At 53.6% G+C, this 12,579-nt stretch carries 16 protein-coding genes and 1 other annotated feature (1 of these 17 cut by a window edge); all 16 genes read left to right on the top strand.

All coding sequences use genetic code 11. The features are described from left to right. Positions 1-124 precede the first annotated feature (124 nt). The 16 genes from divIB to ACTVDO_RS06940 all read left to right on the top strand — a co-directional run bounded on the left by divIB (position 125) and on the right by ACTVDO_RS06940 (position 12,302). A complete protein-coding gene (gene divIB, locus ACTVDO_RS06865) occupies positions 125-910 on the top strand; it encodes a cell division protein DivIB (protein WP_041267870.1) in 786 nt (261 codons plus the stop codon). Next, positions 891-1,595, top strand: a complete 705-nt coding sequence (locus ACTVDO_RS06870; protein ID WP_020959248.1) for a DUF881 domain-containing protein — start codon at positions 891-893, stop codon at positions 1,593-1,595. The genes divIB and ACTVDO_RS06870 overlap by 20 nt, the downstream gene beginning before the upstream one ends. Positions 1,596-1,625: 30 nt before the next feature. Continuing rightward, on the top strand, positions 1,626-2,342 hold the full coding sequence (locus tag ACTVDO_RS06875) for a DUF881 domain-containing protein (protein WP_442901244.1): 717 nt from the start codon (positions 1,626-1,628) through the stop codon (positions 2,340-2,342). A 1-nt stretch (position 2,343) separates the two neighbouring features. Next, positions 2,344-2,706: a small basic family protein gene (locus ACTVDO_RS06880; protein ID WP_020959250.1), complete on the top strand. Its 363-nt coding sequence runs from the start codon at positions 2,344-2,346 to the stop codon at positions 2,704-2,706. Positions 2,707-2,905: 199 nt separating this feature from the next. Further along, complete coding sequence (gene ftsA / locus ACTVDO_RS06885; protein WP_041267871.1) at positions 2,906-4,174, top strand: cell division protein FtsA; 1,269 nt, start codon at positions 2,906-2,908, stop codon at positions 4,172-4,174. Positions 4,175-4,200: 26 nt separating this feature from the next. Further along, on the top strand, positions 4,201-5,334 hold the full coding sequence (ftsZ, locus tag ACTVDO_RS06890) for a cell division protein FtsZ (RefSeq protein ID WP_063166368.1): 1,134 nt from the start codon (positions 4,201-4,203) through the stop codon (positions 5,332-5,334). A gap of 225 nt (positions 5,335-5,559) precedes the next feature. Next, on the top strand, positions 5,560-6,468 hold the full coding sequence (spoIIGA, locus tag ACTVDO_RS06895) for a sigma-E processing peptidase SpoIIGA (RefSeq protein ID WP_442901245.1): 909 nt from the start codon (positions 5,560-5,562) through the stop codon (positions 6,466-6,468). 50 nt (positions 6,469-6,518) lie between these two features. Next, complete coding sequence (sigE, locus tag ACTVDO_RS06900; protein ID WP_020959254.1) at positions 6,519-7,238, top strand: RNA polymerase sporulation sigma factor SigE; 720 nt, start codon at positions 6,519-6,521, stop codon at positions 7,236-7,238. A gap of 120 nt (positions 7,239-7,358) precedes the next feature. Next, positions 7,359-8,138, top strand: coding sequence for an RNA polymerase sporulation sigma factor SigG (gene sigG, locus ACTVDO_RS06905; protein ID WP_023817550.1), 780 nt, complete (start codon positions 7,359-7,361; stop codon positions 8,136-8,138). A gap of 95 nt (positions 8,139-8,233) precedes the next feature. Continuing rightward, positions 8,234-8,476 carry a YlmC/YmxH family sporulation protein gene (locus ACTVDO_RS06910; protein ID WP_041267735.1) on the top strand — a complete coding sequence of 81 codons (243 nt, stop codon included), beginning with the start codon at positions 8,234-8,236 and terminating at the stop codon, positions 8,474-8,476. A 129-nt stretch (positions 8,477-8,605) separates the two neighbouring features. Then, positions 8,606-9,430 (top strand): peptidoglycan editing factor PgeF, encoded by an 825-nt coding sequence (gene pgeF, locus ACTVDO_RS06915; protein ID WP_442901246.1) that lies wholly within the window; start codon positions 8,606-8,608, stop codon positions 9,428-9,430. Beyond that, positions 9,427-10,101: a YggS family pyridoxal phosphate-dependent enzyme gene (locus ACTVDO_RS06920; RefSeq protein ID WP_020959258.1), complete on the top strand. Its 675-nt coding sequence runs from the start codon at positions 9,427-9,429 to the stop codon at positions 10,099-10,101. Before pgeF ends, ACTVDO_RS06920 begins: the two co-directional genes overlap by 4 nt. Before the next feature lie 12 nt (positions 10,102-10,113). After that, a complete protein-coding gene (locus ACTVDO_RS06925; protein ID WP_442901247.1) occupies positions 10,114-10,545 on the top strand; it encodes a cell division protein SepF in 432 nt (143 codons plus the stop codon). 3 nt (positions 10,546-10,548) lie between these two features. Beyond that, positions 10,549-10,821, top strand: a complete 273-nt coding sequence (locus tag ACTVDO_RS06930) for a YggT family protein (protein ID WP_033011295.1) — start codon at positions 10,549-10,551, stop codon at positions 10,819-10,821. A 118-nt stretch (positions 10,822-10,939) separates the two neighbouring features. Next, positions 10,940-11,713, top strand: coding sequence for a YlmH family RNA-binding protein (locus ACTVDO_RS06935; protein ID WP_442901248.1), 774 nt, complete (start codon positions 10,940-10,942; stop codon positions 11,711-11,713). Between the two features lie 76 nt (positions 11,714-11,789). Continuing rightward, a complete protein-coding gene (locus tag ACTVDO_RS06940) occupies positions 11,790-12,302 on the top strand; it encodes a DivIVA domain-containing protein (protein ID WP_128754860.1) in 513 nt (170 codons plus the stop codon). A gap of 97 nt (positions 12,303-12,399) precedes the next feature. Next, positions 12,400-12,579: a binding site (T-box leader), on the top strand; it runs 42 nt beyond the window's last position.

Genomic DNA, 12,579 nt, shown 5'->3' on the forward strand with positions numbered 1-12,579 from the left:
ATAATGAAAACAAGTGCAAAGAACAAAAAACGGCAGCGGATGCCGTTTGTTTTTATTCAAATGCGGCAACGTGTTTTGTCCATGGGCGAGAATGCGGGCGTTGGACAAGAAAGCGGTGAATGCGATGGAAAAAGGAAAGGTCGTTGTTCTTGAGGACCGCGTGCCGAAATTGAAGGAACGGCGCCGCCAAAAAGCGAACCGCCGGCTGATTTTGTATTTGTCCTTCTTTTTTCTGTGTATCTTGTTCGTTCTTTATTTCCAATCGCCGCTGAGCGCCGTCAAGCATATCGAAGTGAGCGGCAACCGTCATTTGCCGGCAGAGCGCATCATCAGCTTGAGCGGCATTACGAAACGGACAAGCTTTTGGAAAGTGGACGAACAAAGCGTGGAGACGAAAATCGCCCGTCACCCGGAAATTAGGGAGGCCACAGTGGAAAAGCGGCTGCCGAACGCGATCGTCATCCACGTTCGTGAATGGCGGCGGATCGCCTACGTATATAACCGGCAAACGTTTTTCCCGCTGCTCGAAAACGGGCGGCTGTTAAAGCAAGAAGCGACAAAAACAGCTCCGAACGATGCGCCGGTATTAGTCGGCTGGAAAAACGGCGATGCTATTGCGGAAATGACCGGACAGCTCGCCGAGCTGCCGGCGGCGGTGCTCGGCGCCATGTCGGAAATCCACTACAAGCCAAACAGTGAGTACGAAGACCGCGTCGTCGTCTATATGAATGACGGCTATGAGGTAAGTGCGACCATTCATAACTTTGCGGACAAGCTGTCGCATTATCCGGCAATTATCGCCGAGCTCGACCGGGATGTCAAAGGAGTCATTCATTTAGAAGTGGGCAGCTATTTTGTTCCGTACGAACCGGCGAAAAAGGAGGATGACGATGAGACGACAAGCCCGTAGCCGCGTCCTCCTTACTTTTATTTGTTTTGTCTTCGGCACCATGCTCGGGTTTTCGTACCAGCATGCGAAGGAGGAGGCGCCCCGCCGTCAATGGAGCGATAGCGAGTGGAAAAAGGAATACGAGTACCGCTCGGCGCTTATTGCTTTGCAAAAAGAAAACCGGTCGTTAAAGCAGCAGCTTGTCAAAAAGCAAGATGAATTAGCCGCATGGGAAAAAAAACTGGCCGAGAAACAGTCGAACGAAGCCGGATTGGCGAAAGAAGCGGAACAACTGCGCATGCATGTCGGAAAGGCGAGGGTTAAAGGGAAAGGCGTAGCAGTCACACTTTCCGATTCCTCTTACATCCCCTCTGAAGCGAGTGCTACCGATTACATCGTTCACGAACAGCACGTATGGAAAGTTGTTCATGAGCTGCTTATTTCCGGCGCCGAAGCGGTCGCCATTAATGGGCAGCGCATTTCCCATCGCTCTTACATTGTCTGCAACGGCCCAGTCATCGAAGTGGACGGGACGCAGCATGCCGCTCCGTTTGTCATTTCGGCGATCGGCGACCCGGATGTGCTCTCGTCCGCGCTCGGGCTACCCGGCGGCGTCGTCGACGAACTTGTCGAAGACCACGTCGATGTGAAAGTGGAAAAACAAGAGGCCATCGTCCTCGATCCAGTATTTGCACCCAAGCCATAAAAAGAGGACGGGAAGGAGCGGTGAAGTGTATTGGAATGGAAAAGACGGTTATCTTTTGCCGGCGTGGCTGCCGTGTTTGGTGTGATGCTTGCAGTTGGACTGCGGACAACGCTGCCTTCAGAGGAGCGTGACACGCGCGACATTTGGGAACTGCGTGCCGATTTGACGAAAGAGCAGCAGCTCGAACAGCAGCTTCTTGAGGAGCTCGAAGATTACGAGGAGAAATTGCACTATTATCGGCAGCGGGAGACGGCAGACGGCGGGGCGGCGCTCAAGGCGACCGTCGCTGAACTAAGGGAAGAAGCCGGACTGACCGAGGTGAAAGGGAGCGGCATCGTGCTGACCATTGCACCGTTCTCGGCAGCCGGCTACGTCGGGCCAGTCACTGCGACCGTGTCCCCGGAGCTGCTGCAACGGTTAGTGAACGAGTTGAACAAATATGGGGCAAAGGAAATCGCTATCGGCGGCGAACGGCTGACGAACCGGACCGCGATTCGCGATATCAACGGCATGACGAAAGTCGGGCGTCGTCCAATCGGGCTGCCGGTTGAGGTGAAGGCGATTGCGTCCGATGCGGACAAGCTGTACAGCGGGTTAGCGGTTTCCCCGATTCGCGACGATTTTATCGTCGAAAACCTAGAGCTTTCGATTTCCAAGCCGAAACCGTCAATCGTCATTCCACCATCAACCGAACGGCCGGATGTGAACTATATGGAGACGGCGAGCGTCGGCAAGGAGGAGAAGTAGCATGTGGCTCCCGCTTCTCGGGTTATTGCTCGGGTTTGCTATCGGCAGTCTTGCCGGTTGGGAAGTCCCCGATGAATATTCCAGTTATTTATCGATTGCCATCTTGGCCGCCTTTGATACATTAATAGGGGGATGGCGCGCCCATTTACAGCGGACATACGACGAAACTGTATTTATAACCGGGTTTTTTTTCAACATGATCCTTGCCGCAACTTTAACTTTTCTTGGGGTACATCTTGGTGTAGACTTGTATTTAGCGGCCGTGTTTGCGTTCGGTGTCCGCCTTTTTCAAAACATCGCCATCATCCGCCGCCTCTGGCTTACTGAATGGGCGGAGCGGCGGCAAAATCGCGAAAAAAGTTAAGCAAAAGACAGGGAAAGTCTTTTGGCATGTTGAATTATATGGAGTAAAACAAATGTAGTGCTTTTGCGGAATTCATAAACTAGACATAGACAAATAGACAAAGAGATGGATCGAGAAACTTCAGCCGAAAAAGGAGGTGTCGCTGCTTACTGAAACGTCGGCCGACACCGGCGCGTTTTTAGTAGGCAGATGCCAAAAGATGAGCAGCAATGAAATCGTCGTTAGCCTGGATGTCGGGACATCGAGCGTCAAAGTCATCATCGGGGAAATGTTAGGCAGCTCGATCAACATTATCGGGGTAGGCAATGTAAAAGCGGAAGGGCTCAAAAAAGGGGCGATTGTTGATATAGATAAAACGGTGCACTCGATCAAGCGGGCGGTCGAACAAGCAGAACGGATGGTCGGCCTGTCGATCCGCCGCGTGGTCGTTGGGGTGGCGGGCAGCCATATTCAACTTCATGACTGTCATGGCATTGTCGCCGTTGCCAGCGACAACCGCGAAATTGGCGACGAGGACGTCGCTCGCGTCATCGATGCCGCGCAAGTGGTTTCCATCCCCCCGGATCGGGAAATTATCGGGATCGTTCCGCGCCAGTTTATCGTTGACGGATTAGACGGCATCCACGACCCCCGCGGCATGCTCGGCGTCCGTCTGGAAATGGAAGGGACAATGGTGACCGGAGCGAAGACGATTTTACATAATCTCCTTCGCTGCGTGGAACGCGCCGGCTTGGAAATCAGCGATATTTGCCTTCAGCCGTTGGCGGCCGGTTCACTCGCGTTATCCGATGATGAACGGCATTTAGGCGTCGCACTTGTCGATCTCGGAGGCGGCTCGACAACGGTCGCCGTCTTTGAGCAAGGCGGACTGCAGGCTGTGTCCTCTCTGGCAGTCGGAGGGGAGCATATTACAAAAGATTTGGCCATCGGGTTGCGCACGACAACAGACGACGCCGAAAAAATTAAACTGAAGCATGGACATGCATTTTACGACTACGCTTCGGAGGAAGAAGTATTCACTGTGCCGATCATGGGCACCGATCAACACCAGCAGTTCAGCCAGCTTGAGGTCGCCGATATTATCGAAGCGAGGCTGGAGGAAATTTTGCAAATGGTTCAGCATGAAGTGCGCCGGCTCGGATTTCGCGACCTTCCCGGCGGCTATGTGCTGACAGGCGGTGTGGCGAATATGCCAGGGGTGTTGGAGCTGGCCCACGTCGTTTTAGGGACGAGCGTCCGCGTCGCCATGCCGGATTATATCGGTGTGCGAGACCCGCAGTATACGATCGGCGTTGGCTTGCTCAAATTCGCTTACCGGCAGGCGCAGATGCAAGGAAAAACGGCCCCGGTTGCCGTTGCGGCGGAGCCAGTCGAGCGTCCTGCACAAAAACAGCAGCCGAAACCAAAAAAGAAAGAAGACCATTTTGGGAAGAAGGTCAAGAAATTTTTCGGGTCTTTCTTTGAATAGAGATTGAAATTTAGGAGGATTTGACCATGTTGGAGTTTGATACGACAGTCGATCAGTTGGCAACGATCAAGGTGATTGGGGTCGGAGGCGGCGGCAACAACGCCGTCAATCGGATGATTGAACACGGAGTGCAAGGCGTGGAGTTTATTGCGGTCAATACGGATGCACAGGCGCTCAACTTGTCGAAGGCGCCGACGAAATTGCAAATTGGAGCGAAGCTGACGCGCGGCTTAGGTGCAGGCGCCAACCCGGAGGTCGGAAAAAAAGCGGCGGAAGAAAGTAAAGAGCAAATTGAAGAAGCGCTCCGCGGTGCGGACATGGTGTTTGTCACCGCCGGGATGGGCGGCGGCACCGGCACGGGAGCGGCGCCGGTCATCGCCCAAATCGCGCGTGAATTAGGAGCGCTGACGGTCGGCGTTGTCACGCGTCCGTTCACATTTGAAGGCCGGAAACGGGCGACGCAAGCCGCAAGCGGCATCGCCGCCATGAAAGAAGCGGTCGATACGCTCATCGTCATTCCGAACGACCGGTTGCTTGAAATCGTCGATAAAAATACGCCGATGCTTGAGGCGTTCCGCGAGGCGGACAACGTGCTGCGCCAAGGGGTGCAAGGCATTTCCGACTTAATCGCCGTGCCGGGGCTCATCAATCTCGATTTTGCTGACGTGAAAACGATCATGTCAAACAAAGGTTCGGCATTGATGGGCATCGGGGTGGCGAGCGGCGAAAACCGGGCTGCAGAGGCAGCGAAAAAGGCGATTTCCAGCCCGCTGTTGGAAACGTCCATTGACGGGGCGCAAGGTGTGCTCATGAATATCACCGGCGGGATGAACTTAAGCTTGTACGAAGTACAGGAAGCGGCAGACATTGTCGCTTCGGCAGCCGATCAGGAAGTGAACATGATTTTCGGCTCGGTCATCAACGAAAATTTAAAAGACGAAATTGTCGTCACGGTCATCGCGACCGGGTTTAACGAAAACGTTGCTTCGCAACCGCGGCCATCGCGCGTCGGCATCAGCACCGTGCCAAAAGTGACGCCGGCGCCGAAACGGGAAAAGCGCGAAGAGCCGGCGCAAGACTATGCGGCGCTCCGTTCGGGGCAAGCAGAAGATCCGCTTGACATTCCAGCCTTCTTGCGCAACCGCAACCGCCGCCGTTAAGCTGAAAACAGGCATGAACAACCGGACTTGTTCATGCCTGTTTTTTATTGAAATCAAGCTTTTCGTCTCACTTATTTGCGGGCGGCTTGTTGGATCCGCCGCATTTCCCCTCGCTTTGACAAAACATCCTTTTTTTCACCATCACCGATTGACAGACTTTCCCTCATGATGTGCTATATACTTGTTTCAGACAAAGCCAATGTGGGCGGGGGAGGGGCTTGCCGTTTGGTCGTTTACGTCGATGTGATTTGGCTGCTGAACGTCTGTTTTGACGCGTTGCTTCTTTGGCTGGCAGCGCTCATGCTCAAGCGCCCAGTCATCTGGTGGCGCCTGTTGGCTGGGGCGTTGATCGGCTCGCTGTCTGTCGTGTTGTTGTTCACCCCGTTTTCTGCCATCGCCCAGCATCCGCTTGTGAAAGTGGCTGTGTCGGTCTTGATCGTGCTCGCTGCTTTTGGCTTTAAGCGGCCGCGCTATATCATCGAGAACATGCTGGCGTTTTACTTTGCGACGTTCGCGGTCGGCGGCGGCATGCTGGCGGTCCATTATTTGTTCGCATCACAGCTGTCTATTCAGCAAGGACTGTTGATGATGCCTCCCGGGGCGGGCGACCCGGTCAGCTGGCTGTTTGTCGTGGCTGGTTTTCCGGTTTTATGGCTGTTTTCCCGCCACCGTGTCGAAAATATTCGGGAGAAAAAACTGCGCTTTGAACATATTATCGACGTCGTTGTTGTTTGGGATGGCCGGCCGCTGGCGTTGCGCGGGCTCATCGACAGCGGCAACCAGCTGTTCGATCCGGTAACGAAAACGCCGGTGATGGTTGTTGACCGGGAAAAAGCAAAAGAAGTGTTGCCGGAGGAGCTGATGATGTACATGGCGGCCATGACGTTTGACGATCCACCGGAGCAGTGGGCCCATCGCCTCCGCCTCATTCCATACCGCGCAGTCGGGAGCGGCCCGCAAATGATGACGGCGGTCAAGCCGGACCGTATTATGCTTTTGTATGAAAACGAATGGCTTGAGGTGAAACAAGGGCTTGTTGCCTTAAGCGCTGACCCGCTATCAGCCGATGGGGAGTATAACTGCATCGTCCATCCGAAAATGGTGCAGGCAGGAAGAAAACTGACCGCTTCGTAGTTCGTTACTATATCATACTCGCGTTTTATCCGTTTAGAAGGGGGATTTTGATGAAAAAGTGGAAACTTCGTTTCATGTATTGGTTGTATAAGCTCTTAGCCAAGCTCGGTTTGAAGACGGATGAGATTTATTATATCGGCGGCAGCGAGGCACTCCCGCCGCCGCTTACGAAGGAGGAAGAGGAACGGCTGATCGAACGGTTGGCCGCCGGCGATGAAACGGCACGGTCGCTTCTTATTGAGCGCAACTTGCGCCTTGTCGTCTACATCGCGCGCAAGTTTGAAAACACCGGCATTCATATCGAAGATTTGATCAGCATCGGGACGATTGGTCTCATTAAAGCGGTCAACACGTTCAATCCGGAGAAAAAAATCAAGCTGGCGACATACGCCTCACGCTGTATTGAAAACGAAATTTTGATGTATTTGCGCCGCAATAATAAAGTGCGGGCGGAAGTGTCGTTTGATGAACCGCTCAATATCGATTGGGATGGCAATGAGTTGCTGCTGTCCGATGTGTTGGGCACGGATGACGACGTGATTACGAAAGACTTGGAAGCGGACGTCGACCGGCGTCTGTTGCTGAATGCCTTGCGCCAGCTGAGCGACCGCGAAAAGCAAATTATGGAACTGCGTTTTGGCCTTTCCGGCGGCGAAGAAAAAACGCAAAAAGATGTCGCCGATTTGCTCGGCATTTCGCAATCGTACATATCGCGGCTCGAAAAGCGGATCATTAAACGGTTGCGTAAAGAATTCAATAAAATGATGTAGTCGGCGGCGGGGACGGATGCTCCGCCGCTTTTTTCGGTCCGGACAGGCTGTGCATATTTTTCCCTCCCAAGGAGATACTGAAAACTGACGACTTAGCATCTCCTGATGGGAGGGAACAACTTGACGAGGAACAAAGTCGAGATTTGCGGCGTGGACACTTCGAAACTTCCCGTCCTCAAAAACGAAGAAATGCGTGAATTGTTTCAGCGGATGCAGGAAGGGGATTTGGAGGCGAGGGAAAAATTAGTAAACGGCAACTTGCGCCTCGTGTTGAGCGTCATCCAACGCTTTAACAACCGCGGCGAGTTTGTTGATGATTTGTTTCAAGTCGGTTGCATCGGACTTATGAAATCGATTGATAATTTTGATTTGAATCAAAATGTCAAGTTTTCCACCTACGCGGTGCCGATGATCATCGGAGAAATCCGCCGCTATTTGCGCGACAACAATCCGATTCGCGTCTCGCGCTCGCTGCGCGACATCGCTTACAAAGCGCTGCAAGTGCGGGAACGGCTCATGAGCGAGACGGCGAAAGAGCCGTCGACAGAGGAGATTGCGCGGGAACTCGGCGTCGCCCACGAGGAAGTTGTGTTTGCCCTTGATGCCATTCAAGATCCAGTTTCCTTATTTGAGCCGATTTACAATGACGGCGGCGATCCGATTTATGTGATGGATCAACTGAGCGACGAGCGCAACCGCGACAGCCAATGGATTGAAGAAATCGCCTTAAAAGAAGGGTTGCGGCGGCTGAATGAGCGGGAAAAAATGATCATCCGCAAACGATTTTTCCAAGGGAAAACACAAATGGAGGTTGCCGAGGAAATCGGTATTTCCCAAGCGCAAGTATCGCGGCTCGAAAAAGCCGCAATTCGGCAAATGAATAAAAACATTCAAGTGTAAGCGGCTGCCGGGGCAGCCTTTTTTCTTTGTTACATAACCGATTTGGCGGCGTCATATAGATGAAAAAGAGGAGAGGAAAGGCGGGGGAATGAACCGTGATGAGAATTTCCGAGTTTCAGACGAAAGATGTCGTCAATGTGGCCAATGGGAAAAAGCTCGGCAATATCGGGGATATTGACATTGACCTTGATACAGGCAAAATTCGGTCGCTCATTATTTTAGGCTCCGGAAAGGTGCTCGGACTGTTCGGGCGTGAAGAAGCGGTCGTCATTCCGTGGCAAAACATTGTCAAAATCGGAGCGGATGTCATTTTAGTCCGCCTTTACGATACGGACTGAAGCCAAGGGTGGTGCTATGCCGCTAATGTTTCGACAAAATCGCAAATAAAGGTTATCATGAACAAACAAACTATGATAAAATAGGAAAAAAAGTGATAAAAATCTACAAAAAGCGTGAGGTTGACGTGAATGCCGGATATTTTTCAACAAACGGCCTGTGGATGGCTCGGCTGTGGGGCGCCCCCGTTTGCCGGAGCGGTCGCCGGATTGACAACGAAACAAGGCGGGGAAAGCAAAGGACCGTTCGCCTCGCTGAACATGGGGCTGCATGTTGGCGACGACCGCACGGCCGTCGTCAACAACCGTCGCCGCCTCGCCGAGTGGCTCTCTTTTCCCCTTGATCATTGGGTGTGCTGTGAACAAGTGCACGGCGCCGTGATTCAGAAAGTCACGAAAGGCGACCGGGGAAGCGGGGCGCATGATTTGGCTGCAGCGATCCGGGGGGCTGACGGGTTGTATACGGACGAGACGGGGATATTGCTCGCCCTTTGTTTTGCCGATTGTGTGCCTGTCTATTTTATGGCGCCATCGGCGGGATTGGTCGGTCTTGCCCATGCCGGTTGGCGGGGGACGGCGGGCGGCATCGCCCGAAACATGGTGCGGCTTTGGCAGGAACGCGAACAAATTGCTCCGTCTGATATCTATGTGGCGATTGGACCGGCCATTGGCCCGTGCTGTTACACGGTCGATGACCGGGTGATTGACGGTTTGCGTCCGACCCTTCCTGCCGGCAGCCCGTTGCCATGGCGCGAAACAAGCGAAGGGCAGTATGCGCTTGATTTAAAGGAGGCCAACCGGCTGCAACTTGCAGCCGCCGGCGTTCCGGACCGCCATATTTACGTGTCAGAACGCTGTACAAGCTGTGAGGAAACGTTGTTTTTTTCCCACCGTCGCGACCGTGGGACGACAGGGCGAATGTTGACGTTTATCGGCCGAAGGGAGGAAACAGCATGACCGTACGCGACAATTTGGCCGCTGTCCGTCAGCGCATCGAGGCGGCTTGCGCCCGCGCCGGCCGCAATCCGGCCGACGTACGCATCGTTGCTGTTACGAAATATATTGATGCTGAAAGGGCGCTTCATGTGCTTGACGCCGGCATTGCCGATCTTGGCGAAAACCGCGCTGGCCAACTGCTTGAAAAGTACGAACGGATCGGGGATCGGGCGGTGTGGCATTTTATCGGGACGCTCCAGTCGCGTAAAGTAAAGGAGATTATCGATAAAGTCGATTACATCCATTCGCTTGATCGCCTGTCACTGGCGAAGGAAATTGAAAAGCGGGCGGTGCGGCCGGTCAAATGTTTTGTGCAAGTGAATGTATCTGGGGAAGCGACCAAACACGGCCTCTCCCCTGACGAGACCGTCCCGTTCATCGAACAGCTCCGCTCGTTTTCGCACATTGAGGTCGTCGGATTGATGACAATGGCGCCGCATATAGAGGATGAAGCCGTATTGCGGACCTGCTTCCGTCAATTGCGGGCGCTGAAAGAACGCGTTCAGGCGCTAAGGTTGGCCCATGCGCCATGTACCGAGCTGTCGATGGGCATGTCAAACGATTACGAGATCGCCATCGAGGAGGGGGCGACGTTTGTACGCATCGGCAGCGCGCTTGTCGGATCATTGTAGGAGGTGAGACCGGTGGGATTGATGAAAAAATTTCGCGATTATTTTTTAGAAGAAGACTACGAAGACTATGAAGAAGAATATGAAGCGCCGCAGTCGGAAGAGGAAGCGCCGCCGTTGAAGCCGGCAAGCAAGACGAATGTCGTCAGTTTGCAAAGCGTGCAAAAATCGGCGAAAGTCGTGCTCGCCGAGCCGCGGGTGTACGCTGAGGCGCAAGAGATTGCCGACCATTTAAAAAGCAGACGGGCGGTCATCGTCAATTTGCAGCGTATCCAACATGAGCAGGCGAAGCGGATCGTCGACTTTTTAAGCGGCACGGTGTACGCCATTGGCGGCGACATTCAGCAAGTTGGCACGAAAATTTTTTTGTGCACCCCGGACAACGTCGACGTCAGCGGCGCGATTTCGCTTGACGGCGAGGATGACAGACCGATAAAGAGGTGGTAGCCGTTGGATTATGTGCTTACGTTTTTAACGACCTTGATTCAAGTATACTCGTACGCTTTGATCATTTACATTTTGATGTCTTGGTTTCCGAATGCGCGCGAAACGCGGTTCGGACAAATGCTTGCCGCCATTTGCGAGCCGTATTTGGAACCGTTTCGGCGCGTCATTCCGCCGCTTGGCATCATTGACATCTCTCCGATCATCGCCTTTATTGTCCTTGAATTTGCGACAAGAGGGCTGTATGCGTTGTTTGATATCCTTGAAGCGCAGTTTTAGCCCCCGTTTTGTGCGCTGGCGGCGTCCGCTGCGATCCGACAATAAAGATCAATGGGCGGCACTCATCGGGAGGAACCCATTGCGGGTTCCTTTCTTTATAAATACGGGGTGAACGGGAATGGAATTGTACCAGCATTTTCGCAAAGAGGAACACCAATTCATTGATCAAGTGCTCGAGTGGAAGGAAACGGTGGGCCGTCAGTACGCTCCGAAGCTGACCGATTTTCTTGATCCGCGCGAACAGCAAATCGTCCAAAGCGTCGTCGGCAGCGATGGAGATGTGCGCGTGTCTTTTTTTGGCGGCGCTCCGTTTGTCGAGCGGAAGCGGGCGCTTTTGTATCCGCCGTATTTCGAAGCGGATGAGGGCGAGTATGACATCGCCTTGTTCGCCGTCCGCTACCCGGGCAAATTCGTTTCCCTTGAACACCGCGATGTATTAGGGGCGCTCATGTCGCTCGGCTTGCGGCGCGGAAAGTTCGGTGACATTCTCGTCATGGGCGGGGAAATTCAGTTTTTCACCGCAGCGGAAGTGGCCGACTACGTCCGCCTTCATCTGGGGGCGATCGGCAAGGCGCCGGTGTCGCTGGAGCAGCTGCCGCTTTCCGCCGCCATTCCGCTCGAAGACGCGTGGCAAGAGGAGACAGCGACCGTCTCTTCGCTGCGGCTCGATGCCGTGCTCGCCCAAGCGTTCCGCCTCGCGCGCGAGAGAGCGAAGGCGCTCATCGAAAGCGGGCTCGTCAAAGTGAACTGGAAGGTGGTGGACAAGCCCGATTTTCTATGCGGGCCGGGCGACGTTCTCTCCGCGCGTGGGTTTGGCCGCTGCAAGCTGTTTTCCGTCGAGGGGATGACAAAAAAAGAACGCTGGCGCATCCGGTTGGGCCGTCAAAAATAATCGAATCGCAGCAGGAAATGGGGAAATCGTGTCGAATGAAGGAAGAAAAGGAACGATGGAGACGGAGGTGGCCATTGTGCCGTTAACGCCATTGGATATTCACAACAAAGAATTCAGCCGCGGATTTCGCGGGTATGATGAAGATGAAGTGAACGAGTTTCTCGATCAAGTCATTAAAGACTACGAAATGCTCATCCGTGAAAAACGGCAGCTCGAAGAAAAAGTCGCGGAGCTGACGGAAAAGCTGAACTACTTTGCCAACATTGAGGAAACGTTGAACAAATCGATTCTTGTCGCCCAAGAAACGGCGGAAGAAGTGAAGCGCAACGCGCAAAAAGAGGCGAAGCTGATCATTAAAGAAGCGGAGAAAAACGCGGAGCGCATCATCGGTGATGCGTTGGCCAAATCGCGGAAGATCGCCCTGGAAATCGAGGAATTGAAACGGCAGTCGAAAGTGTTCCGCGCCCGCTTCCGCATGCTCGTCGAGGCGCAGCTCGATATGATCAACAGCCGCGACTGGGACGATTTGATGGAATACGAGACGCCCGATCTCGAAGAAGAGGCGAAAGAGCCGCTGTCCCAGCCTTGACGAAGGCGGAAGGCTTCATTTATAATAAATGGCAAAAAATCGTGCTGCTAACCGCCTTGTGCCGGTTGGCTTTTTGCTGAAACGATTCGAAAACAAGCGAGCGACGATGAAAGGGACAGTAGCTCTTGAACGGCCGATCGCAGCGAGCCGGGGACGGTGGAAGCCCGGCATCGGCGCAAGAGTGAACATCACCCTGGAGTTCCATGCCGAAGCGACGAGTAGGCCATGGCGCGTCATTCCCGTTACGAATGAAAAGTGGGCTGTGCGTTTTGGGCAT

It is taken from the genome of Geobacillus sp. BK01, from assembly GCF_052220245.1.
GTDB lineage: Bacteria > Bacillota > Bacilli > Bacillales > Anoxybacillaceae > Geobacillus.